General features: G+C 70.8%; 18 protein-coding genes. 12 read left to right on the top strand and 6 right to left on the bottom strand.

Features of this window, described 5'->3' with window-relative positions:
* Positions 1 to 188 precede the first annotated feature (188 nt).
* Complete coding sequence (locus WME90_RS15790) at positions 189 to 1,595, top strand: glycosyl hydrolase family 8 (protein ID WP_437281944.1); 1,407 nt, start codon at positions 189 to 191, stop codon at positions 1,593 to 1,595.
* 81 nt (positions 1,596 to 1,676) lie between these two features.
* Positions 1,677 to 2,972, top strand: coding sequence for a 3-phosphoshikimate 1-carboxyvinyltransferase (gene aroA / locus WME90_RS15795; RefSeq protein WP_437281945.1), 1,296 nt, complete (start codon positions 1,677 to 1,679; stop codon positions 2,970 to 2,972).
* Between the two features lie 143 nt (positions 2,973 to 3,115).
* On the opposite strand, the gene WME90_RS15800 is transcribed toward aroA, so the two are convergent.
* Both WME90_RS15800 and WME90_RS15805 read right to left on the bottom strand, forming a co-directional pair.
* Positions 3,116 to 3,796 carry a hypothetical protein gene (locus WME90_RS15800; RefSeq protein ID WP_437281946.1) on the bottom strand — a complete coding sequence of 227 codons (681 nt, stop codon included), beginning with the start codon at positions 3,794 to 3,796 and terminating at the stop codon, positions 3,116 to 3,118.
* A gap of 302 nt (positions 3,797 to 4,098) precedes the next feature.
* Positions 4,099 to 4,812, bottom strand: coding sequence for an alpha/beta hydrolase (locus WME90_RS15805; protein WP_437281947.1), 714 nt, complete (start codon positions 4,810 to 4,812; stop codon positions 4,099 to 4,101).
* Positions 4,813 to 5,144: 332 nt separating this feature from the next.
* On the opposite strand from WME90_RS15805, the gene WME90_RS15810 reads away from it, so the two are divergent.
* From WME90_RS15810 to WME90_RS15830, 5 genes are all read left to right on the top strand, one after another.
* Positions 5,145 to 5,975 carry an NADPH-dependent oxidoreductase gene (locus WME90_RS15810; RefSeq protein ID WP_437281948.1) on the top strand — a complete coding sequence of 277 codons (831 nt, stop codon included), beginning with the start codon at positions 5,145 to 5,147 and terminating at the stop codon, positions 5,973 to 5,975.
* A 247-nt stretch (positions 5,976 to 6,222) separates the two neighbouring features.
* Positions 6,223 to 7,884: an FAD-dependent oxidoreductase gene (locus tag WME90_RS15815; protein ID WP_437281949.1), complete on the top strand. Its 1,662-nt coding sequence runs from the start codon at positions 6,223 to 6,225 to the stop codon at positions 7,882 to 7,884.
* A complete protein-coding gene (locus WME90_RS15820) occupies positions 7,881 to 8,216 on the top strand; it encodes a 4Fe-4S binding protein (protein WP_437281950.1) in 336 nt (111 codons plus the stop codon). Before WME90_RS15815 ends, WME90_RS15820 begins: the two co-directional genes overlap by 4 nt.
* Before the next feature lie 574 nt (positions 8,217 to 8,790).
* Positions 8,791 to 10,830, top strand: a complete 2,040-nt coding sequence (locus WME90_RS15825) for a rhamnogalacturonan lyase (RefSeq protein WP_437281951.1) — start codon at positions 8,791 to 8,793, stop codon at positions 10,828 to 10,830.
* A gap of 665 nt (positions 10,831 to 11,495) precedes the next feature.
* Positions 11,496 to 12,728, top strand: a complete 1,233-nt coding sequence (locus tag WME90_RS15830; RefSeq protein ID WP_437281952.1) for a hypothetical protein — start codon at positions 11,496 to 11,498, stop codon at positions 12,726 to 12,728.
* A gap of 109 nt (positions 12,729 to 12,837) precedes the next feature.
* Here WME90_RS15830 and WME90_RS15835 read toward each other — a convergent pair whose 3' ends face one another.
* Complete coding sequence (locus tag WME90_RS15835) at positions 12,838 to 14,076, bottom strand: YncE family protein (RefSeq protein ID WP_437281953.1); 1,239 nt, start codon at positions 14,074 to 14,076, stop codon at positions 12,838 to 12,840.
* Positions 14,077 to 14,172: 96 nt separating this feature from the next.
* On the bottom strand, positions 14,173 to 15,357 hold the full coding sequence (locus WME90_RS15840; protein ID WP_437281954.1) for a hypothetical protein: 1,185 nt from the start codon (positions 15,355 to 15,357) through the stop codon (positions 14,173 to 14,175).
* A 553-nt stretch (positions 15,358 to 15,910) separates the two neighbouring features.
* Here WME90_RS15840 and WME90_RS15845 point away from each other — a divergent pair.
* The 3 genes from WME90_RS15845 to WME90_RS15855 all read left to right on the top strand — a co-directional run bounded on the left by WME90_RS15845 (position 15,911) and on the right by WME90_RS15855 (position 17,997).
* Positions 15,911 to 16,294, top strand: a complete 384-nt coding sequence (locus tag WME90_RS15845; protein ID WP_437281955.1) for a methyltransferase domain-containing protein — start codon at positions 15,911 to 15,913, stop codon at positions 16,292 to 16,294.
* An 84-nt stretch (positions 16,295 to 16,378) separates the two neighbouring features.
* Entirely contained in the window at positions 16,379 to 17,338 is a 960-nt protein-coding gene (locus WME90_RS15850; protein WP_437281956.1) for a TauD/TfdA dioxygenase family protein, read from the top strand.
* Between the two features lie 83 nt (positions 17,339 to 17,421).
* Positions 17,422 to 17,997 carry a c-type cytochrome gene (locus tag WME90_RS15855; RefSeq protein ID WP_437281957.1) on the top strand — a complete coding sequence of 192 codons (576 nt, stop codon included), beginning with the start codon at positions 17,422 to 17,424 and terminating at the stop codon, positions 17,995 to 17,997.
* A gap of 58 nt (positions 17,998 to 18,055) precedes the next feature.
* On the opposite strand, the gene WME90_RS15860 is transcribed toward WME90_RS15855, so the two are convergent.
* Positions 18,056 to 20,296, bottom strand: a complete 2,241-nt coding sequence (locus WME90_RS15860) for a hypothetical protein (RefSeq protein ID WP_437281958.1) — start codon at positions 20,294 to 20,296, stop codon at positions 18,056 to 18,058.
* Complete coding sequence (locus WME90_RS15865) at positions 20,293 to 22,098, bottom strand: hypothetical protein (protein WP_437281959.1); 1,806 nt, start codon at positions 22,096 to 22,098, stop codon at positions 20,293 to 20,295. The genes WME90_RS15860 and WME90_RS15865 overlap by 4 nt, the downstream gene beginning before the upstream one ends.
* Positions 22,099 to 22,396: 298 nt before the next feature.
* Here WME90_RS15865 and WME90_RS15870 point away from each other — a divergent pair, with 298 nt between their 5' ends.
* Together WME90_RS15870 and WME90_RS15875 are read left to right on the top strand one after the other, a co-directional pair.
* Complete coding sequence (locus tag WME90_RS15870) at positions 22,397 to 23,554, top strand: ferritin-like domain-containing protein (protein ID WP_437281960.1); 1,158 nt, start codon at positions 22,397 to 22,399, stop codon at positions 23,552 to 23,554.
* 689 nt (positions 23,555 to 24,243) lie between these two features.
* Positions 24,244 to 25,926, top strand: a complete 1,683-nt coding sequence (locus WME90_RS15875) for a c-type cytochrome (protein WP_437281961.1) — start codon at positions 24,244 to 24,246, stop codon at positions 25,924 to 25,926.
* Positions 25,927 to 25,937 lie beyond the last annotated feature (11 nt).

Below are 25,937 nucleotides of genomic sequence, written 5' to 3' on the forward strand. Positions count from 1 at the left end.
GGCGCTCTCGCGTGTGCGGTGTTGAGCATTACGGCCATACCGCGTTCGTCCTGAGCTGGGGTGTTCGCAACCAAGCCGCGGCGCTGTCGCTGGCGTCGGACCCTTGCGTGTCATGCGCGGCGTGGCGGCCTGATCGGTGCCCGATCCACGGGGATCATCCTGGGCTCCGTCTGGTGGAGGTCCATCTTATGAATCGGAATTCGCTGCGGTTTCTCTCGGTGGGGCTGCTCTTGGCGGCCGTCGCGTGCGGGGATGACGAGGGTGGCTCCGGCGGCGCAGGGAGCGTGTCGTCCGGCACGGGCGGGGCAGGGACCGGCGGCTCTGCCGACGGCGGGGGCGGGAGCGGTGGTGGCGACGGCGGAGGCGGCGCGTCGACGCCCGGCGGGAACGGGGCTGTCGATACGGGGGTGTACCGCAACCTCTTCGTCGAGAGCGGGCGCACGCAGGACGAGGTGAACGCCAAGATCGCGGCCGCCTGGGACCATCTCTTCAAGGGCGATCCGGCCGAGGAGTCGCTCTATTTCGAGCAGGACGCCAACGACAACGGCCCTCTCGCGCAGATCCGCGACATCGCGAACGAGGACGTGCGCTCGGAGGGCATGAGCTACGGCATGATGATCGCCGTCCAGACAGACCATCAGGCGCAGTTCAACGCGCTCTGGAACTGGGCGAAGACATACATGTTCCACGCCGACGAGGTGCACCCGGCGTACGGGTATTTCTCGTGGCAAATGAATTTCGACGGCACCCCGCTGGACGAGATGCCGGCGCCGGACGGCGAGGAGTACTTCGCGACGGCGCTCTATTTCGCGTCGGGGCGCTGGGGCAACGGTGAGGGCATCTACGATTACCGCGCGGAAGCGGATCGCCTGCTCGACCTGATGAAGAACCGGCCGGACGTCACCGGGGAGTCCTTCGGAAACGGGGAGACGCGCACGACGACCGGGTCGACGCTCTTCAACACCGAGAACCACCAGATCCGCTTCACGCCGGACACGGGGAACTTCGGGACCAACGGGGATCACACAGATCCGTCGTATCACCTGCCCGCCTTCTACGAGATCTGGGCCAAGTACGGTCCGGAGGCCGACCGCGCCTTCTGGAGCGAGGCGGCCGAGGTGAGCCGCGGCTATTTCCACCTCGCGGCCCACCCGCAGACGGGGCTCACGCCCGATTACGCGAATTTCGACGGCACGCCCAAGGCGGCGTCCTGGAAGCCCGAGTCCGTGGACTTCCGCTTCGACGCGTGGCGCACCGCGATGAACTGGTCCGTCGACTGGGCGTGGTGGGCGAAGGACGAGCGGCAGCAGGAGCTCAGCGACAAGATTCAGGCGTTCTTCGAGGGGCAAGGGCCGGAGTACGGGAACCAGTTCAGCCTCGATGGCGAGGAGCTGAGCGCCGACCACTCCTCGGGGCTCGTCGCGACGAACGCGGTCGCCAGCCTCGCGGCCACGGATCCGCGGTCCGCCGATTTCGTCCAGGCGCTCTGGGACCTCGATCCCCCGAGCGGGCAGTACCGCTACTACGACGGCATGCTGTACTTCATGTCGCTGCTGCACGTCAGCGGCGAGTTCAAGGCGTACGCGCCGCAGTGAGGCGCGGCGGCGCCGCGAGCCAATCGACGCGGCTGAGCCCGTGGCGCACGAAGATGCGGCCCGCTATAGTCCGCCGCCCTCATGATCCCTGCCGGTCCCCTGCCGATCGTCCCGCTGTCCTCGCCGCCTGATCTGATCTGGCGTGTCCCTGGCTCGAAGAGCATCACGAACCGCGCGCTCGTGCTGGCGGCGCTCGCCGACGGCGAGAGCACGCTGGAGGGGGTGCTCCACAGCGACGACACGCGGCACATGCGGTCCGCACTGGAAGCGCTGGGGATCGGGATCGAGGACGCGGGGCCGCACACGCTGGTGGTGAAGGGAGGGCGGCGCCGGCTGCGCGCGCCGGGGCGCGAGCTGTTCGTCGGGAACAGCGGCACCACGGTGAGGTTCCTGGCGGCGCTCGCGTGCCTCGTGCCGGGCGAGGTGGTGCTGGTCGGAGACGAGCACATGGCCAAGCGGCCGATCGCCGATCTGGTCGACGGCCTGAGGCAGCTCGGGGTGGACGTGGAGTGCGCGACCGGGTGCCCGCCGCTCCGGATCCGGGGCGGCCGGCTGAAGGGCGGCACGCTGACGATGCGCGGCGATCGCTCCAGCCAGTACTTCTCGGCCGTGATGATGGCCGGCCCCTTCGCCGAGGGGGCCATCGACCTGCGCGTGGCCGGCGAGCTGGTGAGCCGCCCCTACGTCGAGATCACCCGGCGCATGGTCGCGGATTTCGGCGGCCGCATCGACGAGGCCGAGGGCGGGTTCACGGTCCATCCCGCCGCGGCGTACAGCCCGCGGGCGTACCCGATCGAGCCCGACGCGTCGTCCGCGAGCTATCCGTTCGCGCTCGCCGCGGCCGCGGGCGGCGCCGTCACCGTGCCCGGCCTCGCCGACGGGGCGCTGCAGGGCGACTACCGCTTCGTCGAGCTCCTGGAGCAGGCCGGCGCGCGCGTGAGCCGGCAGGCGGGGGCCACCACCGTGCGCAGCGACGGGCGCCTGCGCGGCATCGACGTCGACATGCACCACATCTCCGACACGGTGATGACGCTGGCGGCGATCGCCCCGCTCCTCGAGGGGCCGACGACGATCCGGAACGTGGCGAACATCCGGATCAAGGAGACGGACCGCCTCGCCGCCACGGTCGCGGAGCTCCGCCGCCTGGGGCAGGAGGTGACCCACGGCGACGACTGGCTCCGCGTCGAGCCTCGGCCGCTGACGCCCGCGCTCGTGCGCAGCTACAGCGACCACCGCATGGCGATGAGCTTCGCGATCCTGGGGCTGTGCCGGCCAGGGATCACCATCGAGGATCCGGCCTGCGTCGCGAAGACGTACCCGACGTTCTGGGAGGACGTCGAGAGGTGCCAGGCGGTCGAGGCGGCGCGTCCGGGGTGACGCGGCGCCATGCCCCGCGGGCGCCTCTCCTGAACGTCAAGGTCAGCGCGAGGAAGCCGGCGGAGCTGTCGGAGCGGACAGTTGCGCGAGCGCCGCGGTGATATCGATTGAACGTCAATCGACGTTCAATCGACGTTCAGTGTTCAATTGCAGCGCTCGTACGAGCAGCAGACGTACGCCGTCCACGGCCACTCGTACCATTGCGTGTCGTCCTGGCAGCTGCACGATTCGTAGCAATAACCGGTGAGGCAGCTCCCCGGCACCGCCTGGGCGCAAGCCCATGCCTGGTTGGACGACCTGTAGCAACCCGACCGCAGCGGGTTGGCGCACGCACCGCGCTCCTGCGCTGGAGCCGACGCCAGGCTCTGGAGCGCCGGCGCGCCGTCGTCCTCTTGACCGGCCGGCGCGTCCAGCTCAGGGAGGAAGCCCTCCGCGACGAGGAGCTCACGCGCCGTCTCCAGCTCCGGCCTCGCCTCGTCGAACGACGCCGCGCGGCCGTTCAGCGTGATCGCCCCCTCGCGCTTCGACCGGGAGACCGTGAGGTGGTGCCCGGACAGGGCGAGCGCGATCTCGAGCGACTCCTTCTCGACGTCCTTGACCGCGGACAGCGTCCCGAGCGCCTCTCCCCGGTCCGAGAGGAGCGTGAGCTCGACGGTGCCCTCGCCGCCTCGGGCCGTGTAGTGGGCGATCCCGTGGCGCAGCGCGGACGCAGGCGCCTCACGGCTTCCCTCGAGAGCGACATCCGCGACGGGTTCGCCTCCCGCGCTGCAACCGAGGACAGCGTGTGCAGCCGCGAGGACGAGCAGATTCCAGTTCATCTTCATGCGATACTCCTTGGGAGCGCAGGTGCGCGGCAACGAGGCGCCCGCCGGAGCGACGCCTCGAGGGCATCGGAGGAGCTCCTGCCCCCGGCCGCGCGGTGCGCGCCCCATGCGCGCATCCTGCCGACCGGGGCCCGCGGGTGCGGTCCGGATCTCGCTGTTTGCCCTTATCCCTTCGTACGCCGAGTGGCGTCGGCGTCTGACAAGGCCGCTCTCTTTTCTTACGCGACGTGCGCGGGCCGGACGCCGTCCCGGGCAGGCGCGACGCTCGCCGCCCCGGCGGCTATCGAGCAGCGGCTCGCCCGTCACCTCGGTTCAGGGCGGGGCCGCGCGCTCGCGTCGAGCCAGTCGAGCGCCTCGTCCATCACCCGCTCGGCGTCCGGCAGCTCCCCGTGGCGCGCGCCCGGCATCTCCCGGTAGACCGCCGGTATCTTCGCAGCGATGAGGCCGCTCGCGCCGTCCTTCATCCGGTACGTGGCGTCGTGCTCGCCGCTGAGCAACACCGCTCCCCGGATGTTCCGGAGGCGCGCGGCCGACGGCGTCGTCGGGGCGCCGATCAGCACAAGCCGCGAGTGCCGATCCGGCCACCGCTCCGCGAGCCGCTCCGCGATGTAGGCCCCCTGAGAGTAGCCGATGACCACGAGGTCCTCCGCCTCGCCGCCGCACGCCGAGAGCGCGCTCCGGATGCGGCCGTCCTGCTCCTCGGCGTCGGGCGAGTACTTGCTGAACACCCCGTCGGCGCCGCAGGGCACGTTGCCCTGAAGCCCGAGCACCCCGCCGTGCTCCCGCGCCGCCCTCGCGAACGCCTGCACGTAACCAAGGCCGTGCCCGCACATGCCGTGAAGGAACACAATCCGTGGACACGCGCCGAGAGGCCCGGTGACGACGAACGCCGGCAGATCGCCAGGCACAGGCACCTCGTTCGCCGCGAGGGGCGGCTCGACGGACCGCCGCTCCATCATCGCGGGCTGTCCCGGTTGCTCCTCGGCGAGCGCACGTTCCTCCTTGCTGCACCCCATCGTCAGCGCGGCGAGGCCGAGCCCGGTTAGAGCGATGGCGGAAATCTTCATAAGCCCGGCGTTGGGCCACAATCGGCCCACCGCAAGCGGTCCGGCGCGCGCCGTGGAGCTGCGAGCGTTCCGCTCGCCGTAGCGCAGATCGGTTTTGTTCTTTATGACGGATGATGTGTCCGTTATAACGGATATTGGCCTGGCTGGCGCGGCTCCCCGGGATCGTCGCGCCGTGCGCTCGCGGCACCGAGGCGCGCAAGGAACGGCCTGGCATCGCGGCAGGGGAGCGCGCCCCGCGCTGCGAGAGACGATCGATTGCGAGGATGGCAAGGAGCAGACAGATGAGTGATCGCAGCTTGGCGTTTTTCGGCGAGCGGTACGGCAGCGAGGGGTCAGCGCCCCGCTTCACGCAGTGGAACGAGGTGATCGAGGCGCTGCTCGGCCATCGCTCCGTGCGGCGTTATGCGCAGAGGCCGCTGCCGGAGGGCACGCTCGAGCTGCTCGTGGCCGCGGCGCAGTCGGCGCCGAGCTCCTCGAACCTGCAGCTCTGGAGCGTGCTCGCGGTGCAGGACGCCGAGCGGCGGCGGCGCCTTTCGGAGCTCGCCGGCGGCCAGGCGCACGTGCGCGAGTGCGGGCTGTTCCTGGTCTGGCTCGCCGATCTGCGGCGGCTCGGCGAGCTCGCGGAGCACCGCGGCGTGGGGCACGAGGGGCTCGATTACCTCGAGATGTTCGTCATGGCGGTGGTCGACGCGGCGCTCGCCGCGCAGAACGCGCTCGTCGCGGCCGAGTCGCTCGGCCTCGGCACGGTCTACATCGGCGCGCTGCGGAACCACCCAGAAGCGGTCGCGGCCGAGCTCGGCCTGCCGCCCCAGGTGTTCGCGACGTTCGGCCTGTGCGTGGGCTGGCCCGACCCGGCGACCCCGGCGAGCATCAAGCCGCGGCTCCCGCAGGAGGTGGTCCTGCACCGCGAGCAGTACGGCGCGTTCGAGCGGAGTGTGGGCGCCCTCGACACGTACGACAAGCTCATGGAGCGCTTCTACGCGAAGGAGCGCATGGGCGTGCAGGGGAGCTGGAGCCGCCACTCGGCCGCACGTGTCGAGTCGGCCCTGGCGCTGCGCGGGCGCGACAAGCTGCGCGCGGCGCTTCAGGCGATGGGGTTCCGGCTGCAATAGCCGGGGCCCGGGCCGTCGAGGCGCGCGCGAGAGGGCGCGGGGGTGCGCCCGGAGCAGCACCCGGGCAGCAGCCCGTGGTGCCTTGCCAGCAACCAGGGAGCCGCCCGCCGTATCGACGCGGGGAAACAGGCCATGGCATGTCGGCTGCAATTGCAGTGGAAGGAGTGAACCAGTGAACCAGTGACGCCGCAAAGCCGATAAGAGCGGCCGACAAGGCAGCTGGTCTGAGCAAGGGAGCCGTCCCATCATGAGCGAGGTACTTGAGCCTGAGGGCGACGTCGGACGTGTCCTCGACGGGAGCGACACGCTGGCGCTGGAGGCCGACGTCCTGGTCTTGGGTGGCGGGCCCGCCGGGACCTGGGCGGCGCTCGCCGCGGCGGCGAAGGGCGCGCGCGTCGTGCTCGCGGACAAGGGGTACTGCGGCAGCAGCGGCGCCACGGCGCCGTCCGGGGTCGGCGTGTGGTACGTGCCGCCGGTCCCCGAGATGCGCGAGGCGGCCAAGGCCAGCCGAGAGGGCCTGGGCGGCTTCCTCGCCGACCGGGGCTGGATGGACCGCGTGCTCGACAAGACGTGGGCCAGCGTGAACGACCTTGCGACCTGGGGTTATCCGTTTCCGGTCGACGACGGCGGGCAGCCCGTCCGCCGCAGCCTGCAAGGGCCCGAGTACATGCGCCTCATGCGCAAGCGGGTGAAGCTCGCGGGCGTCCGCATCCTCGACCACAGCCCCGCGCTCGAGCTCCTCGTCGACTCGAGCGGCGTGGTCGCCGGCGCCGCCGGCATCTGCCGCCAGCTCGGCCACAGGTGGGTCGTGAGGGCCGGGGCCGTCGTCATCGCCACCGGCGGCTGCGCCTTCCTGAGCAAGGCGCTCGGCACCAACGTCCTCACGGGCGACGGCGGCCTGATGGCCGCCGAGGCGGGCGCCGACATGTCAGGGATGGAGTTCTCGAACGCCTATGCCATCGCCCCGGCCTTCGCGTCGGTAACAAAGACCCTCTTCTACAACTGGGCGACGTTCTATTACGAGGACGGCCGCGTCATCGAGGGGGCCGGCTCGCAGCGCGGCCGGTCCGTGATCGCGGAGACCCTCCTCACGCAGCCCGTGTACGCCCAGCTCGACAAGGCAGACGAGGCGCTCCAGGCGTGGATGCGCACGGCCCAGCCGAACTTCTTCCTGCCCTTCGATCGCGCCGGCATCGACCCGTTCCGGCAGCGGTTCCCCGTCACGCTGCGCCTCGAGGGCACCGTGCGCGGCACGGGCGGGATCCGCATCACGAGCCACGGGTGCGCCACGTCGGCGCCGGGGCTCTACGCCGCCGGGGACGCGGCCACGCGAGAGCTCATCTGCGGCGGGTTCACCGGCGGCGGCAGCCACAACGCCGCGTGGGCCATCTCCTCGGGGCAGTGGGCCGGCGATGGAGCAGCCCTGTTCGCGCGCAGCGTCGGCCCGAGCGCCGGCCGGCGCTCGGTGGAGGGGGCCGGCCGCGCCGCGCTCCCGGCGGCGGGCGGGACGAGGCAGCTCGACGCCGAGGGGGTGATCCGGTCGGTCCAAGAGGAAGTGTTCCCGTACGACAAGAACCTGTTCCGCACCGCGCGGGGGCTCGCTGCGTCGCTCGACAGGCTCGATGGGCTGTGGCGGGACGTGCGGCAGGCCGGGCCGGGGGCGGAGGTGCGCGAGGCCGTGCGGGCGCGGGAGAGCGCCGCCATGGTGGCCACGGCGCGCTGGATGTTCAACGCGGCGCGCGCGCGCACCGAGACGCGCGGGATGCACAAGCACAAGGATCATCCCGGGCTCGATCCGGCGCAGCAGCGGCGGCTTATCACCGGCGGCCTCGACCGGGTGTGGGTGCGCCCCGAGTCGCCCGCGCCCTCGTCGATCGGCGCGGTCGCCGCGGAGGTGCAGGCGCCATGATCGAGCTCGTCAGCGATGCCCGGTGCATCGGGTGCGATCTCTGCGTCGAGGTTTGCCCGACCGACGTGTTCGACCGCGTCCCGGGCGGCGCGCCGGTCATCGCCCGGCAGGGCGATTGCCAGACATGCTTCATGTGCGAGGCCTACTGCCCGGTGGACGCGCTCTACGTGGCCGCGGACGCGGAGCGGCCGGTCGCGGTCGACGAGGACCGGCTCGCGGCGTCCGGTCTGCTCGGGAGCTACCGCGCCGCGGTGGGGTGGGGGACCCGGCGCAAGCCGGGCGCCGCCGCCGACCAGACGTTCCGCGTCCTTACGGTCGCCCGGCAGGGCTAGACGCGCCGAACAGGTTGAAACTTGCCCGAATTCAATGGGTTGCGAGCCCAACCGCACTGTCAGGGAGCAAGCTCCAAGGGCAAGGAATGCGGAAAAGAGAGCAACCGCGAGGGCGCAAGGGGCGCAAGGGACCAGAGACGAGATATTTTCTTGCCTTCCCCTCGCGCCCCTCGCGCCCTTGCGGTTGCTCTTCCCTCCTGTTGATTTCCTCGGAATTCCAACGTGATCGGTGCGTTAGGCGCGCCGTGCGCGTCTCCTCGCGACGTCACCGCAGCAGCCCCTATCCCGATCTCCGCCACATGCACTCTCGCGGTGAGCCGGCCTGACGGCGCGTCGCTGCTGCCCGATGGCGCTCGGGGCCGGTCGACCTCGTCGCCTTCGCGAGGCCCAGGCGGGGTGTCGTGGGATGGCATATTTCTAGTCTGTCGAGAAATCGTGCGGCCTGCACGATTGACGTGACCGACTTCGCGCGGCTCGAACAACCTGGTGAGCAACGTGAGAAACGAGGCCACCACTCCGCTCACGGCCGGGAGGCGAGCTGCCGACCGGACCAGGAGGGCCGCGCGAGGTATGCATGAGACGACCTATTTTCTTGATCTGCTTTTCGCTCGCCGCCGCGCACCTGGCGTGCGGATCGAGCGGTGATTCCGGAGCCGGCGCGGCCGGCACAGGCGGGGAGGGCGCCGGGGCGGGCAGCGGCGGGGGCACCGGCGCGACGTCCGGCGGCAGCGGCGCGAGCACCAGCGCCGCGTCCGGCGGCGGCGGCGGCGCGGGCACCAGCGCCGCGTCCGGCAGCGGCAGCGGCAGCGGCGGCGCGGGCGGCGGCGCAGGCGCGGGCGGGCCGACGGGGTTCGCGCAGATGGAGGACCTCGACCGCGGCGTCGTGGCCGTTCCCGGGGACGGCGGCATCTACGTGGGCTTTCGCCTGTTCGGCTACGATCCGGACGACATCGCGTTCAACGTCTACCGCGACGGCACCAAGGTCAACGACGCGCCGCTCACGGGCTCCACGAACCTCGTGGACCGCGGCGGCGCTCCGAGCTCGGTCTACACCGTGCGCCCGGTCGTCGGCGGAGGCGAGCAGGGCGCCTCGGAGCCTGCGGCCGTGTGGAAGGATGGATACCTGTCCATCCCGACGACGCCGCCGCCCGCGGGGGACGGCTACACGTACTCGAGCGGCGATGGCAGCGTGGGAGACGTGGACGGCGATGGGCGATACGAGATCATCCTCAAGTGGGATCCGTCGAACCTCCAGGACAACTCGAAAGCCGGCCGCACCGGCAAGACCTATCTGGACGCCTACACGCTCGACGGCGAGCGGCTCTGGCGCATCGATCTCGGCGTGAACATCCGGGCCGGAGCGCACTACTCGCCGTTCCTCGTGTACGATCTCGACGGCGACGGCAAAGCGGAGGTGGTCGTCAAGACCGCGCCGGGGACGCGCGACGGGCGGGGCGAGTACCTGAGCAAGGGGCCGGCGGCACGCGACGACGACGCCAAGGATTACCGCAACAACGACGGCTACATCCTCACCGGCCCGGAGTACCTCACCGTGTTCTCCGGCGAGACGGGCGCGGAGCTCGCCACGACCGAGTTCAAGGTGGGGCGCGACGACCCGTGCAGCTGGGGCAACAACGAGTGTTACGGCAACCGGGTCGACAGGTTCGTCGGCACGATCGCGTTCCTCGACGACACGGGGCGCCCGAGCGCGGTGTTCGGGCGCGGCTACTACGCGCGCACCACGCTCTCGGCCTGGAACTACCGCGACGGCGAGCTCTCGAACCTCTGGACGTTCGACTCCAGCTCGAGCCGCGACAACGGCAAGTTCGGCGGCAAGGGCTGCCACTCCATCAGCGTCGCGAACGTGGACGACGATCCGCAGCAGGAGATCATCAACGGCGGCGCCACGTTCGACAACGACGGGACGGGCCTCTGCGCGGTGGACTACTACGCTCACGGCGACGCGCTGCACGTCACGGATCACATCCCGTCGCGCCCCGGCCTCGAGGTGTTCCAGCCGTACGAGGGCGGCGAGTCGCCCGCCTACGCCATGCGCGACGCCCGCACGTGCGAGGTCCTCTGGAAGGGCCCGAACAACGGCGGCGAAGAGGGCCCTGGCCGGGGCGTGGCGGCGGACGTCGATCCGCGCAGCCCGGGCAGCGAGGCGTGGGTCAACAACAGCGAGCTGCTGCGCGGCTCGGACGGCGACGGCACCGGCAACCGCCCCTCATCGTCCAACTTCCTCATCTGGTGGGACGCGGACCTGAGCCGGGAGCTGCTCGACGGCAACGGCGTCCGCCAGTACGACGGCGAGGGCGAGAGCTTCACGGCCGCCGGGTGTACCTCGAACAACGGCACGAAGAGCACGCCGACGCTCAGCGCCGACATCCTGGGCGACTGGCGTGAAGAGGTGATCTTCCGCTGCGGGGACTCGATCCGCATCTTCACGACGAACAAGGTCGCGAAGAACCGGATTTACACCCTGATGCACGATCCGCAGTACCGCGTGGCCATCTCGTGGCAAAACGGCGCTTACAACCAGCCGCCTCACCCGAGCTTCCATATCGGGGAGGGGATGGCCGCGCCGCCGAAGCCGGACATCCACGTCCGCTGAGACACCGGCGCAGCACGTCGCCTCCGTCGACTCGATATCTGAAGCCGCCGCCTGGGCACCGAATCTACATACGTCGAAAGCGCCGCCCGCACTGCACAACCTGACCGTGAGCGCTCACAATATGATTGTGAACGCTCACAATATGGATGTGAGTGCTCGTCCAAGGTTGATAAATACACAGGCACAGTAACCTTCGTTAACTCCGTTGACGAAGTTCGCGTGCCGTGGGTAGAGTTGGGATACCTGCCCGACGTGAGGCGGGTTGCGCCTGACGGACTGAGCCTAGCGGCCTGAGAGCCTGAGAGAGCGACATGCAATTCAACAGCCTGCACAAGGTATCTGCAACCGACATCCGTACAGCCCGACGGTGTCTGGCCACGCTCGTGGCGCTGTCCGCGTTGTCGCTCAGCGCGTGCGCCGGTGACGACGGCAACTCGATAACCGGGTCTGAGGGCGGCGCGGGAGGCCCCGAGGCGACGGGCGGAACGGGCGGCGCGGGCTCGCAATCGAGCGCGAGCTCAGGCTCGGGGTCGGGCGCGGGCTCGCAATCGAGCACGGGTGCGGATTCGGGATCCGGAGCGGGCGCGGGGTCGGGCGCCGGCGGCGCTGGTGTCGGCGGCGGCCCGGAAGACCATCCCGCGTACGACCACTGCGAGTTCGGGTACATGCCCCACCCGACCGACTCGGACCCCGCCATGAAGGATGGCCCGGCGGAGTTCTTCCCGCCCGGCAACAACGATCCGAACATCGTTGACACGACGGTGCAGCCCCAGGTCCTGGACTGGATGTATGCCAACAAGTGGCAGGACGCCCACGTCGAGTGGCACGCGATCCGCGCCTGCAACTTCGGGGGCGCCGGGAGCAAGGTGAACATCTGCAGGTTCGAGCAGCTGGTCCCTCAGGATCAGAACTGCCAGTCCGCCGGCGACGGCTATCAGTTCCTGGTGTTCCACCGCCACATGATCCAGGCGTTGAAGCAGCTCTGGCCCAATCACAGCGAGCAGTTCGAGGGCTTCTCCAAGTTCCCGACCAAGGCGGAGGACGTGCCGCCCCAGTGGCGCTCGGCGTGGAAGAACTGGGACGCGGAGGCCCTCGCGGCAGGGAAAATCGGCGACGAGATCGAGAAGCCCGAGAACCTCGCGAGGTTCAAGGACGAAGGCGAGCTCGGCTTCTGGCTCCAGTGCAACGTGGGGCAGAAGCTGGCGGGGGCGAGCAACATGCCGTGGGTGGGTCTCCACTTCGTGCTGCACGCCAAGTGGGCGCGGCCGGGCAACACGACGCACGGTGTGAACAACACAAGCGCGAACATCGACAACTACATGTTCTGGAAGCTCCACGGCTGGATCGACAACGTGTGGGAGAAGTATCGGCGCGCCAAGGGGATGTCGCCGACGGACAAGAAGCTGAAGGACGATCTCATCGCGCAGTGCCGCGAGATGGACACCGAGATCAAGATCATCAAGGACAACCTGAAGCCCGAGGATGTCAGGGATCCCAACGCGCCTTTGCCGGACGAATCTGGGTACTTCCACGAGAAGGTGCGGCCCATCTTCGAGAGCGCGACGAACCTGTGCAGCGGCTGCCACGCCGAGTCGGGCCCCAATGCGGGGCTGTCGCTCGGTGGCCACCTCAGCTCCAGGGAGATCGTCGACGGCCTTGTCAACGTGCCCTCCCGCGACGGCGGCCAGTTCAAGCTCGTCGTCCCGGGTGACCCCGACCACAGCTGGCTCTACCTCAAGGCCGCCGGCAAAGCGGCGGCCGCGGGGTGCCAGCAGACCTCCACGGCACAGTGCATCGATGGCGTGATGCCGCCCAGCACGGGCGGGCCGACCGTCAGCCCGGCGCAGCTCGAGATCCTGCGTAAATGGATCGCGGACGGCGCCGAAGGACCTCCCTGATCCTGGCGAACGCATGAGGCCGGCGGGATCCGATCCGCCGGCCTCTCTGGCGGGGAGCAGGTTTGAAGCGCCGCTCAGGCGAGCGCGGCCGGGTGACCTGCTCGCGCCGTCATCGCGCTCCCGCCGCGACGCGCGCGAACGAGGCGGGAAAGAGGCCCACCTCGGCCTCGCTGAGCGTCTCCAGCGTCTCGGGATCGAGCCGGAGCACCTTGCCCGGCGTCTCGGTCCGGTCGCCCTCGCAGACGACGAAGAGCCCGTGCTCCTCGTCGAACTCCGCAAGGTGTGGCCTGACGCACTCGTCGCGGATGTTCCGGGAAACGGCGTCGCGTTCGTCCGGGCTCACGCCGATCCGCACGATCGTATCGGGCACCTGCGTCGGCACGTAGATGGCGCTCCCGTCGGCGGTCCACGCGCTGAAGTAGGGCGCGCCGATCGTGAGGATCGTCTTGGACTCGTCGAACGTCCCCGACGCGACATCGAAGAAGCGCACATCCCTGCTATCCGTGTTGCTCACGGCGATCGTCTTCCCATCGGGCGACATGACGGCGGCGTAGGGCCCGTAACCTGAGGAGTGGGCGTCGGACGAAAGCGGCGGCCCGACAGGGACGAGCTTTACCTCGGCATTCGGGTCCGTCAGGTCGACGATCGCGAGGGCGTCCTCGCCATAACAGGCGACGTAGGCCCGCGCGCCGTCCGGACGCGAGAGGGCGATCCCGTTCGCGGCCTTGCAGACCGGGATGAGCCTCGGTGCGGCCGAGCCTTGAGGCAAGACCGTGTCGGGATCCACGACAGCGAGCGATGAGCGCGCCGCCTCGGGGTCGTCCGGGTTGTCGAGCGCCCGCTTGAGATCGAAATGGGAGACGACCATGCGCCTGCCGTCCTCCGAGATCGCGAGGTCGCCCGGGTTGGCCTCGACGCGCACCTGCCCGAGGACGCGCAGGTCGTCGAGCGCGAGCTTCTGGACATAGCCGGCCACCGCGCTCCCGCCGTGCACCGCATGGGGGCCGATCGCGTCCGCGTCGGAAGGGTACGACAGCGTGATGTAGAGCGCGCCGCCCGCGGCGTCCGCGGCCGCGCGGTGAGGTCCATCGATCGTCACGGGATCGCGGCCCACGGGGTGAACGCCGAGCCGCTCCCCGGTCTCGAGCGCGATGAGGGAGATCGTATCAGAGAGGCTATCGGTCACCACGCCCATTCCGCCGTCCGGGATCACGATCTCCGGACGCCGGTTCGGATAGGGGTCGCCCTTGTAAGCGCCGTAGCGGTATTCGATGATGGAATCGGGATCGCTGCAGCCCGCCAGCGTCGCCGCCGCGAGCGCGCCGCCCAGGAATCGCGCAATGACCATGGATGACCTCAAGGACGCCAAGATGCTTCTGTCTCCTTGGCGCCTCGGCGGTTCGAAATTCTGCTCTCTTCTGGTGGTCTCAACCCGTTTCTCGCTCTAGGGATCGGGCGGCGGGTAGGTGTCGCCTTTCATTTCCTCGATCCAGCGCGTGACCAGCTGCACGCCCGCCTCGTCGACCTTGTGCGTCCCGATGCGCGGCATCTGCCCTTCGAAGCCGCGGAGGACCTGGCGGGCGATGAGCAAGCTGCGCGACGGGTCCCCCGGGCGGATGTCGTACCAGTTGGCGGGGTCGGTGTTCGTGAGCCCCTCGTACTTCGCGTTCTCCGCAGGGCGCTTGTTGATGCCCGTCCGGACGGCATCCGTGTCGACCACGCTGCCGAGCTCGTTCGCCTCCAGCCGCAGGTACAGGCCCGTATCGTGGGCCGCCGACTCGGGCAGGTCGTTGTGACAGCTCACGCCGCAGTTGGCGTGCAGGTAGCCGAGCGCCTGGCGCTCCACGTCATTGCCCGGAATCGAGAGGGCGAGATTGCTCGCGTCCGCGATCACGCCGAGCTCGACCAGCGACTCGCGCGAGAGCCCCTCGGAGCCCGCGCCGAGCATCAGCGCGTCCCAGCCGAGGACGAAATCGCTTCGCCCGACGTGGCACTCATTGCACTGATCGCGGTTCGGCACCGTGTGGCCGGTGCCGTAGAGATCGGCCACGCCGAGGTCGTTCTGCATCTGGATGGCCTGCTTCTCGTCCTCGGACCAGACATAGCTCGTGTAGACCCAGCCGGCGGCCGTCTTCTTCAGGAGGCGCGTCTCCGCGAGCCGTAGCGCGCCGCCCGCGCCCACCACGCTGAACTCCTTCCAGAACTGCGTCCCCTCGGGGTAGACGAACGCGTCCGGATCGGTCGTGTCCACGTGCTGCCCTTTCGGGATGGAGACGAAGCGCCGCTTCTTGGCGCCGTCGCTCCAGAGCTCCACGGCAGGCTTGTACTCGAGCACGCCGCACGCGAGCTCGCGCTGATCGAAGTCTCCGTACAGCCCCGTACAGCGCAGATCCACAGGCAGCACGCCGTCGAGCGGTGCAGCGCAGTCCGCGTCGGTGGGCATCGCGAACTCCGTGCAAGTCGCGCTCCCCGAGCCCCCCGAGCCGCTCGTCTGCCCCCCTCCGCCGCCCGAGCCGCCGTGGCCCACGGAGGTGCCCGACCCCCCTTCGCCCTCGGGCTGCCCCCCTCCGCCGCCCCAGCCACATCCCGCCGCGAGCAGCAGCGCGCCGACGAGTGATCCGTTCCTCACGACATGAAAAAGCATGCGCGCAGTCTGCCACAGGAGAGCAGCGCTTGGGAGCGTGGATTCACGCCCTCGTCATGCCGCATCGCGCATCGCGCCGGCGCCGCGCGCTTCATCCGGTCACCGGTCGTCTGCCGCCGGAGGGAGGTGTGTATCGACCGATCGAGCGGGCAGTACAACGGCCGGTGCGACAGCGTCCAAGGAGCCAGGGAGCCGTCTGAAACGGTGAATCACTCGAATGGTCCACTCTCGCTGTACATTGTGCGTCCAGCGCCGGATCGTTCAGGGATTGACGGCACGGCACGGCCTCTCCGCCGCGCTCTTGCGCCGTGCTCGGGGGCGAAATGTGGCCCCGGCAGCACGCGCTGCTGGCCGCGTGCCCGTGACGCAGCACCCCACGCGCGAAATCCGGCCGAAGCGCGTGAAAGTGCCTGGCACGGCGCGTGCGAGATGCGGCGCGCGGCGGAGCTGTGACGCGGCCTGGCGGGCGCGGCGGCCGCCGTATGGGCCATCGCCTCGCCGAGAGCGCCCGAGAACCACCTTTTCACGGAGCCGTCGCATGAGTGGTCTCAGTCTCGTCTTCGATACGCCCCAGCTCGCGCAGGACTACGAGGTGCGCAGCGCCGATCGGCAGTTCCGCCATGGAAAACGGCTGATCGCCGAGCTCGGCCTCCGCCCTGGCGAGCAGGTGCTCGACATCGGCAGCGGCACCGGGCTGCTCGCAGAGCACGTGGCGGGCCTCGTCGGGCCGACCGGCAAGGTGCTCGGGATCGACCCGCTGCCGCTGCGCGTGGAGATCGCCCAGCAGAAGGCGAAGGCGAACCTCGCCTTCCAGGTCGGCAATGCCTATGCGCTCGACGGGTTCCCCTCGGGCAGCTTCGACGTCGTCCGGCTCGAGGGGAAGCGGCTCTTCGCCATCGCGCACAAGCCGGCGTCGCACTGAGCTGACAGGTCGATAGCCGACCACCGCACCGCGACGCCATTCCTGCATCCTTATCGCTTTTCTCTGCCACGAGGAGAACTCCACATGAGCGCCACACAGAAACAGAGCAGCAATGACCTCGAGATCGTCCCCATCGCCGGCCGGATCGGCGCGGAGGTGCGCGGCGTGCGCCTCAGCGCCGATCTCGACGCCGCCACCGTGAGCGAGATCCGGAAGGCGTGGCTGCGATACAAGGTCATCTTCTTCAGGGGTCAGCACCACCTCGACGACCGCTCGCAGGAGGCGCTCACCACGCTGTTCGACGGCAAGCCCGTCGCGCACCCGACGGTGCCCGTGATCCATGGCACCGACTACATCCATGAGCTCGACTCGCGGGAGGGCGGCCGCGCGAGCTCCTGGCACACCGACGTCACGTTCGTCGACGCCTACCCGAAGGCCTCGATCCTCCGGGCGCTCGTGATCCCGTCGTACGGCGGCGATACCGTCTGGGCCAACACGGTCGCCGCCTACCAGGATCTGCCGCCCGCGCTGCGCGCGCTCGCGGACACGCTGTGGGCTGTCCACAGCAACGAGTACGATTACCAGGCGCGGAAGCCGAACTCGTCGGCGGACGACGTGCGGCGCTACCAGGAGGTGTTCACGTCGACCGTGTACGAGACCGAGCACCCCGTCGTGCGCGTCCACCCGGAGACCGGGGAGCGGTCGCTCGTGCTCGGCCACTTCGTCAAGCGGCTGGTCGGCGTCTCGTCGCACGACTCGGCGCACCTCTTCCAGGTGCTCCAGGAGCACGTCACGCGCCTCGAGAACACCGTCCGCTGGCGCTGGGCCGCGGGCGACGTGGCGGTCTGGGACAACCGCGCCACGCAGCACTACGCGATCAACGACTACGGCGATCAGGTCCGCGTGGTGCGCCGCGTGACGTTGGACGGGGACGCGCCCGTCAGCATCGACGGCCGGCGCAGCGTCACCCGCAAGAAGGCGCCGCGCGCCCCCGCGGCGAGGAGCGAGAGCGCCGCCGTCGCCGTGGCGACGGCGACCGCGTAGGCGTCGAGGCGCGGCCGCGGGCGTCAAGGGATCCTTGACGGCCGCGGACACGTGCGCTTCACCTGCGGCGGAGGAGTGCCCCCGTGGGTCCAACAAGCAAGCGCGACGACGCTCGAGACGGTGCGCAGAACACGGCGCATGTCGTGGTGATCATGCTGATCGTGGCCTTCGGCGTGCTCGCGCTGCCGTGGATGGTCCTCCGGAAGCTGGACGCCCGCGCGCAGACCCGCGGCGTGGCGGCCTCCGGCGTCCCGGACGAGGACCTCGCCCAGGGCGGCAAGATCTACTATCGCTCGTGCGCCAACTGCCACCAGGCGAGGGGGGAGGGGAAGCCGGGCCGCTATCCGCCCCTCGTCGGATCCTCGTGGCTGCTCGAGGACAAGGAGACGCCGATCCGGCTCACGCTGCTCGGCGCCGCCGGTCCGATGGAGGTGAACGGCGCGACCTACAACGACGTGATGCCCAACCTCGGCGTCACGCTGTCGGACGAGGACATCGCGCTGGTGCTCACCTACGTCCGGGCGAGCTGGGGGAACAGCGCGCCCGCCATCACGCGCGACGAGGTCGCGAAGGTGCGCGCCTCGCTGGGAGACAGGCTGGAGCCGTGGGCCGGCGGCGCGGCGCTGTCGGCGGCGCGGGAGGCGCGCGTCCTGCGCTGAGGTGCGAGGGCGATCGGCGCTGGCTCCACAGGGAGGCGGTCCCACGCGTCCGTGGACGTCACTCCCGCACGGGCTCCTGCAGGTCGACCCCGAAGTGCTCGCGATAGCCTCGCCGCGCGGCCTCGCGCAGCTCGTCGTCGCCGCGGCTGACCTGCTCCTCGAAGGCCTGCGCGTACGTCTCCGGATCGACCTCCCGCGCGCCGAGCCGCAGCTTCTTCCCGGCGAGCGTCTCGAGGAGGAGCGTGGCCACCCGGTGCTCGGCGCCGCCGCGCGCGACGACGCCGAAGGGGAACAGGTGCACGAGCGTGAGCTGCGGCGGCGCGTCGCTCGCCGTCATCTCGGCGATGTACGCGGAGAGCTCGCGGCTCACCCGGTCCTGCGCCTCGTCGGAGAAGCCGGCGAGCAGCTCGGTGACGGCGGGCGAGAGGGGCAGGTGAGGGCCGTCGATCTGGTGCTGGAGCTCGTGCCGCTCGGTGCCGGCGAGCACGGCCCGCTCCAGCGCCCCGCCCAGGCGCTCGCGCAGCTTCGCGAGCGCCGCGTCGCAGCGCGAGAGGGCGCCGGCCGCGCCGCCCGCCCCTTCGTGGCACGTCGCGCCCTCCTGGCCGAACCGCTCGGCATACGACCGGACCTCGGAGCCGAGGACGAGCGCGAAGGGATCCTGGTCGCGCGAGAAGCCGAGGTGGACGCGGCGCTCGCCCGTCATCGGCTCGACGAGGAGCGTCGCGAAGCGGTCGTCGCCGACGCGGAAGGCGTGGACCTCCTTCACCCGGTAAGGCGTCGTGTAGAACCGCCGCGCGGCGCCCTCGGTCGAGACGCCGACGGTGACGGACGCGTCGAGGTAGTACGCCAGCCCGGCGCGTCGCGCCGCGTCGTTGGCCTCGGCGACGAGCCGGCCGAACGCGCGGCCCGAGAGCTCGAGATCGTCCACCTGGCCGGCCAGCGTCGCGAGCGCCTCGGCGACGTCCTTGCCGTCGGGCTGCGCCCTGGCGAGCGCGAGCATCTCGCGGCTGCGCGCCTTGGTCAGCACCTGCGCCTCCGCGCCCGTGCCCTGCGCGCCGCGCGCGTGCGCGTCGCGGGCGATGCGCGCGCGCTCCCAGCTCGGCACGAGCTCGCCGAACACCTTGTCCCATTCGGCCGTGGGCGCGCCGAGCCTCCAGTCGACGCCCTTCGGCGTGGGGCGGCCGAGCACGAGCAGCGCGCCGAGCAGCGCGGCGATCGAGGCCGCGGCCGCGCCTGCCGCCACGATCGGCCGCGCGCCGCCGGCCGCGCTGCCTGGCTCCAGCTCGGCTTCGGGCACCATCACGCCGAGCGCGAGCACCTCGATCGCGGAGGCGAGCACCGCCACGACCGCGACGAGCAGGAGCGCGAAGAAGGCGACGGCCCCCGTCTCGACGCCCCAGCCGCCCGAGAGGAACGCGCGGTAGACGAAGAGCAGCATGAGGCCGGGCATGGCCCACACGGCCGCGATCGCGAGGCCCGGGTGCTCGCGCCGGGGCACGCGGCGCACGTACGCGAGGCCCAGCAGGGCGATGACGAGCGGGCCGAGCACGAAGAGCAGGACCATGCCGTACCCGAGCTGGAAGCGCGCGTCGGGCAGCGTCGCGACGAGCACGGCCGCGCGCGCGATCGTCTGCGCGGGGATCTCGCCGCGGGACGGCCACAGGTAGAAGACGAGCGCCGCGGCGACCGACGCGACGAGCAGGGCGCTGCCGCCCCTGCGCGCCCGCGCGTGGAAGCGCAGCACCACGCCCGCCGCGGTGAACGCGAAGACCGCGAGGAACGGGGCCGGCCGGGTGGTCAGGCTGTCCGGCAGCGGCAGCATGTCCCACGCGGAGCTCCGGCGGCCGATCCACGTGGCGACGTTCACGGCCACGAACGCGGCGAGGACGGCGATCGCGCGCGACGTCGGCCGCTCGATGAGCAGGCCCGCGCGCCGCTCGGTGCGCGCGCCGAGGGCGAGCAGCCACAGGCCGGCGATCGCCGGCGCGAGCGCCGCGACCCGGGCTGCGGGCGCGAGCTCGGGGAGAACGCTCCACACGAAGATGCCGTGGCCGTAGGCGACCTCGTACGGCACCAGCGCCGACAGCGCGAGCGCGAGGCCGCTCCACAGGCAGCGCGCGCGGAGGCGCTCGGCCGACATGCGGTAGAACATCGCGGTCGCGGCGCTCTCCTCGGGGAGAGGCGCGCCGGCGCCCTGGGGGGCGGCGCCAGGCGCGCCGGCGCCCTGGGGGGCGGCGCCGGGGCCCGCGGCGCGCGGAGCGCCGGCGCCGTGCTGCGGAGGGAGGAGGGGCGCGCTCACGGCTCGACCGCCGCGCTCGCGACGCGCGAGATCGACCGCTTCTGCGGGAACACCGGGTCGCGGTACCGCACCTCGAACAGCACGCGCTTCCCGTCGGCGGAGAACCGAGGCACCCGCTCCGTCGCGGAGCCCGCCGTCAGCTTCTTGATCTCGCCCGTGGAGAGCGCCAGCACCGCGATGTCCGTGCCGCCCGCGCCCCGCGTCTCGAACGCGACGCGCGCGGCGTCGGGCGAGAACGCGGGCCACGAAGCGCCGCCCGGGGCCGCGTACACCTTCCGGCGCCACGTCGCCGTGTCGATGACCGCGATCCCCGGCTCGTCGCCGTCGACGACGCACACGATCTTCGTCCCGTCCTTCGACGCCGCCGGGTTGCGCAGGTCCTCCCCGGGCTTCGCGCGGAACGGGCGCTCGATCGACAGCGGCTGCTTGCTCACGTCGACCACGGCGAGGTGCGGCGCGTCGTCCTCCGACGCGTCGGGCACGTAGACGAACGCGAGCCTCGTCTCGTCGAGCCACGCGAACCCGCCGAGCGACTGGTTCTCGGTGTGGAGGCCGAACACCTCCTTGCCGCCGTCGGTGTCGAGCACCATCAGATCGGCCTGCGCGCCGGCCTCGGGGCGATCGTAGACCGCCACGAACCTGCCGCCGGGCGCGAGCTTCGGATCGACGAACCGGTGCTCCGGGTCGACGCGCACGCGCTTGCTCTGCCCGGATCGGTCGACGACCGTGATCGTCTTCGCCCAGCCGAAGAAGTCCTCCACCAGCGCGACCCGGTCACCGTCGCGCTGCGACGACGGATACGAGTACACGTGATAGCCCCTCCACATCGGCTTGACCGCGCCGGGGTCCGTCGTCGGGGCGGCCTGCCGATCGAGCGGCCGCCACTCGACCGTCTCCAGCGCCTCGCTGCGGGCGAGGTCCCTGGATCTCACCGAGTGGAACACCGAGACATCGGCCGTCTTGACGAAATAGCCGCCCTCGGCCGTGCCCACGAGCAGGTCCTCCGCGGCCGGGGGCGACAGGAACGTCACGCGCCCCTGCTCCTCGGCCTCGACCTCCTTCGCGCGGGAGGCGTACGCGCCTGCGGCCCGGTCGAGGTTCGCGGCGCGGTCCTTCACGAACCTCCTCGCCGACGCGAGCCGCTCCAGCAGCTTGATGTCCGATCCCTCCGTGATCTCGCGCACCGAGGGGTGGTCCATGAGCTGGGCGATCACCGCGTCGAGCGCCTGGGAGGCCATGGAGTTCGCGAGCAGCGCCATGGCGCGGTCCTTCTTCGTCGCCCCGGAATAGCCGCGGAGCCGCCCCTCGGTCGACGTGCCCTTGTCGAGGAACGTGAGCGTCACCGGCGCGTCGGCGCGGAGCTCGAAGTAACCCTCCTTGATCGGGTGCTCCACGATCTCGGGCGCGAGGTGCGCCTCGATGATGAAGCCGGCGCCTAGCGCCTTCGCGGCCTCCTTCGGATCCTTGGCGCTCTCGAGCGCCTTCATCACCTTGGGATCGCCGCCCTTCACGGGATCGAACCCGAGCTCCGCGAGGTGCTCGCCGAGCTCGTCGGAGAGCCTCGCCGCGGGCTGCGACCCTTCCCACCAGTACCCGTCGAGATCGATCGCGACCAGGATGCGCAGCGGATCGGTCGCCGTCATCGATCGGAAGGCGACGAGGCCCGCCGCCGCGATCACGAGGCCGAGCACCGCGAAGACCGGCCAGAGCCTGCGCTTCGGCACGAGCGCCTCGATCGATTCCGGCGGCTCGGCCTCGGGGGCGGGGGGCTGCGCGTCGGTCGGGGTTCGAGGCTCCTCCATGGAAAGGACGTGCCCTATCCGCGAGAGGGCGTAAAGCCGCATGGACGCCGCGTGGACGGGGGCGCTCCGGCGGCTCGCCAGGGAGCCACGCGGTGTTTAGGCGGATATGCAGGCGGCGCGTGAACAGGATAGGAGGGGACCCGCCCGGGAAGGGGGCCGTCATCGTGCTCGTCACCCCCAGCTATGACTGTCCGACCATACTTCGCCGGCGCGGGGGCGCGCATTCGGCTTGAATACAAGAGAGGCATGCGTCGTGCAGAGGCGCGTCCAGACCTGCTCTTCCTCGACGAGGTGCCTGATGAACAACGCACATGCTTTTCGCCGCACGCTTGCCCATCGTCTCTTTGCTCTGCTCGCGCTCCCCGCCGCGGGCGGCACCGCCGGCTGCTTCGGCACGAGCAGCTGTCCCGACGATCCCGAGCTCTTCTCCGAGGTGGCCTGTTTCGCGTGGCCGCAGGACCGCGCAGGCGCCGGCGGCCAGGGGGGAGCCGGCGGCGGAGGCGGCGGAGGCGGGGGCGAACCGGTCGTTTGCCCCTCGCGGTTGGAAGCGCAGGAGATCCTCAGTGAACCCGGCGCCACGTCTTACCACGTCAAGAGCGATGGATCCCTCGAGGACGGGCAGTGCTGTTACCAGGCGGAATTCTTCTATATTTGCGAGGGACGCCCGTTCCTCGTCGACGAGGCGGCGCGGACGGCGCCGTTCGTCCGCGCCCGCGGCAGCGCCGGGTGGGGCGCGGAGGAGGCCATGACGCCGCGGATCGATCATCTGACCACGGATCTGCGGGAGTCGCTGGCCGCGGCGTGGGCGCGCGACGCGCTCTTCGAGCACGCGTCCGTGGCGTCGTTCGGTCGCTTTGCGCTCGAGCTGCTCGCCGCTGGCGCGCCGGCCGATCTCGTGGAGGAGGCGCACCGCGCGGCGCTCGACGAGGCCCGCCACGCGCGCCTCTGCTTCGCCCTCGCGAGCGCCTATGCGGGCGAGGCGATCGCGCCCGGCGCGTTTCCTTTCGACGGGCGGGTGGAGGTCGAGGCGGATCTCGCGTCGATCGCGGCGCGCGCCGCGAAGGAGGGCTGCATCGGCGAGACCATCGCGGCGGTGGTCGCGGCCGAGGAGCTCGGCGCCGCGGAGGACCCGGCGGTGCGGAGCGCGCTCGCGATCATCGCGGCGGACGAAGCGCGGCACGCAGAGCTCGCGTGGGGCACGGTGGCGTGGGCGATCCGCGCGGGTGGCGAGCGGGTGCGCGCGGCGGTGGAAGAGGTGTTTGCGGGGCTGGGGCGCGCCGAGCTCGGGGGAGACGACAGCGAAGGCGGCGCGCTGCTCGCGGCGCACGGGCGGTTCGGCGCCGCGGCGCGGGGCGAGGCGGCCGCGCGCGCCATCGAGGAGATCGTGCGGCCAGCGGCAAGGCTGCTCCTGAGTGGGCACGGGGACGGAGCGACCCTGAGCGCGATGGCGAGTTGAGGGGAGGGGCCCTTCCGCTCGCCTTGGGACAAACAACCATGACGAGCAAAGCGAGAACGACGCCGACACGCTCGTCACATCATCGGCGAACGGGCGCGTTCGTATCTCTCGCCCCAGCATCGTTGTGGGGCACAGCAGCACGCTCGGGGCGACATCGTTCCCGGATGAAAGCGTGTCTGCCTGGCTTCGCCGCGCTCGCGGAGCCGTATTCCGCCGAGATCGCGGAGCCGGCCGTGGACGAGGCGCCAGCCTGATCGCCGCGTGTAGAACGACAGCAACACCTGGCCTTTTCAGCGTATACATTTTGCGTCTTCCAGCACGATTCCGGCAGCCGGAAGTCAGTGCCCCGGGCGGAGACTGCTGCACGGACGCGCCCCGTGAGCTCGGGTGCGCCCGCAGCGATCTCTCGATCTCGGAGGAGCGCTGTTGTCGTCAGCGGCTCGATGCACGACCCCGGCAATCTTTTTGCATAGCCGCCGATCGCAGGAGGCACAATGAAATCTCTCTCCGGGGCGCGACTCACCGCGCTCATCTCCATGATCGCGGCCACCGCTGGGTGCAACAAAGTGCCCGACTATAAAGAGGGCATGTCGTGGGACCCGCCCCCGCCGTCCTCGGGTCCCTCGGAGCCTCCGCCCCCCCGCGTCTCCGCGGTGCCGCCTCCCCCGATCAGCGGCGGGACGCTCCTCGTGACCGCCGACAAGGCGCTAGCCATTGCAGCGGATCCGGACCGCGACAGGATCTCCATCGTCGATCTCGTCACCTTCGACGTGGACGCCATCCTCCGCCTGGAACAGGACGACGAGCCGGGGCGCGTGGCCGAGGGGGCGGCTGGCACCGTTCATGTGGCGCTCCGCCGCGGGGGCGCGGTGGTCACGATCGATCTCGCCACCAAGGAGATGCACCGCAGGCCCGTTTGCCCGGCGCCCCGCGGCATCGCGTACGACGCCTCGACAGACCTGCTCCACGTGGCGTGCGCGGGCGGCGAGCTCGTGACGCTCTCCTCGGACCTCGCTGCCCCGCCGGTCCGCGAGCTCCGGCTCGACCGCGACCTGCGCGACGTGGTCGTCGAGAGGGACTCGCTCTTGGTTAGTCGTTTCCGGTCCGCCGAGCTCCTCGTGGTCGCGAAGGACGGGACCGTGGCCGAGCGCATCAGGCCGCTGTCGTACATCCCGGGCGAGCTGTACGACGACGAGAACGACACGCGCGAGTTCGAGCCGGCGGTGGCGTGGAGGACGGTCCCGCTGCCCGGGGGCGGCGTGGTCATGGCGCACCAGCGCGCCCTCGTCACGCCGGTCAACACTGCGGGGTTCGTCCGTTACTATTCGAGCGATTGCCGTCAGAGCCTGATCCATACGGCGGTGACCGTCACGCGACCTTTGCCGAGCGATGGCCAACCGTGGGATCCTGTGCTTTCCAGGCATGGTGTGGGCGGCATCGGGGTGGGGCTGCTCCCGGTCGACATCGCTGTGTCGCCGGATGGGCTCAGCGCGGCGATCGTGCAGGCGGGCAGCCGCGATCTCATCGAGACGCCGCTCGAGGCCATCGAGCGGGAGGACGGGATCGAACCCTGCGCGCTCGCCCCCGGTCAGCGCCACTTCGTTGTCCGCGACGGCGGCGAGCCCATCGCCGTCGGCTATGACGGAGAGAGAAATCTGCTCGTTCAGCTACGGGAGCCGCCGAGCATCATGCGCTTCGCGGCCCTCAGCGGCAACGAGCTCGGCGTGCTCGGTCTTCCCGGCGAGAGCCGGCTCGACGATGCCCATGCCCTCTTCCACGGCAACCGCGGTGGAGCCCTCTCCGTCACCTGCGCGTCCTGCCACCCGGAGGGGCATGAAGATGGTCGGGTATGGAACTTCCAGCCCGCCGGACCGCGCCGCACGCAATCGGTTGCAGGCGGCGTCCTCGCGACGATGCCGCTGCACTGGGACGGTGACCTGCAAGACTTCAGGGGCTTCATGGAGGAGGTGCTCCAGAAGCGGATGGGCAGCTCGCTTCCGGACGTCGAGCACCTCGACGCGTTCGCGGAGTGGCTCGACACGATCGAGCACCTGCCCCGGTCGAAGCCGGCGGACGAGGACGCTGTCGCGCGCGGCGAGGCGCTCTTCAACGACAAGACCCTGGCGTGCGCGACGTGCCATTCCGGCGAGAAGCTCACGAACAACAAGACGGTCGACGTGGGCACGGGCAGGCCCTTCCAGGTGCCCTCGCTGCGCGGGCTCGCGGCGCGCGCCCCGTACATGCACGACGGCTGCGCCGCGACGCTCCACGACCGCTTCGGCCCGTGCGGCGGAGGGGACCAGCACGGCGTCACCTCGGGGCTCACGCCGGCCCAGATCGACGATCTCGTCGCGTACCTCGAGACGCTCTGACCGGAGCGCTC

It is taken from the genome of Sorangium sp. So ce375 (assembly GCF_051473855.1).
GTDB lineage: Bacteria > Myxococcota_A > Polyangia > Polyangiales > Polyangiaceae > Sorangium.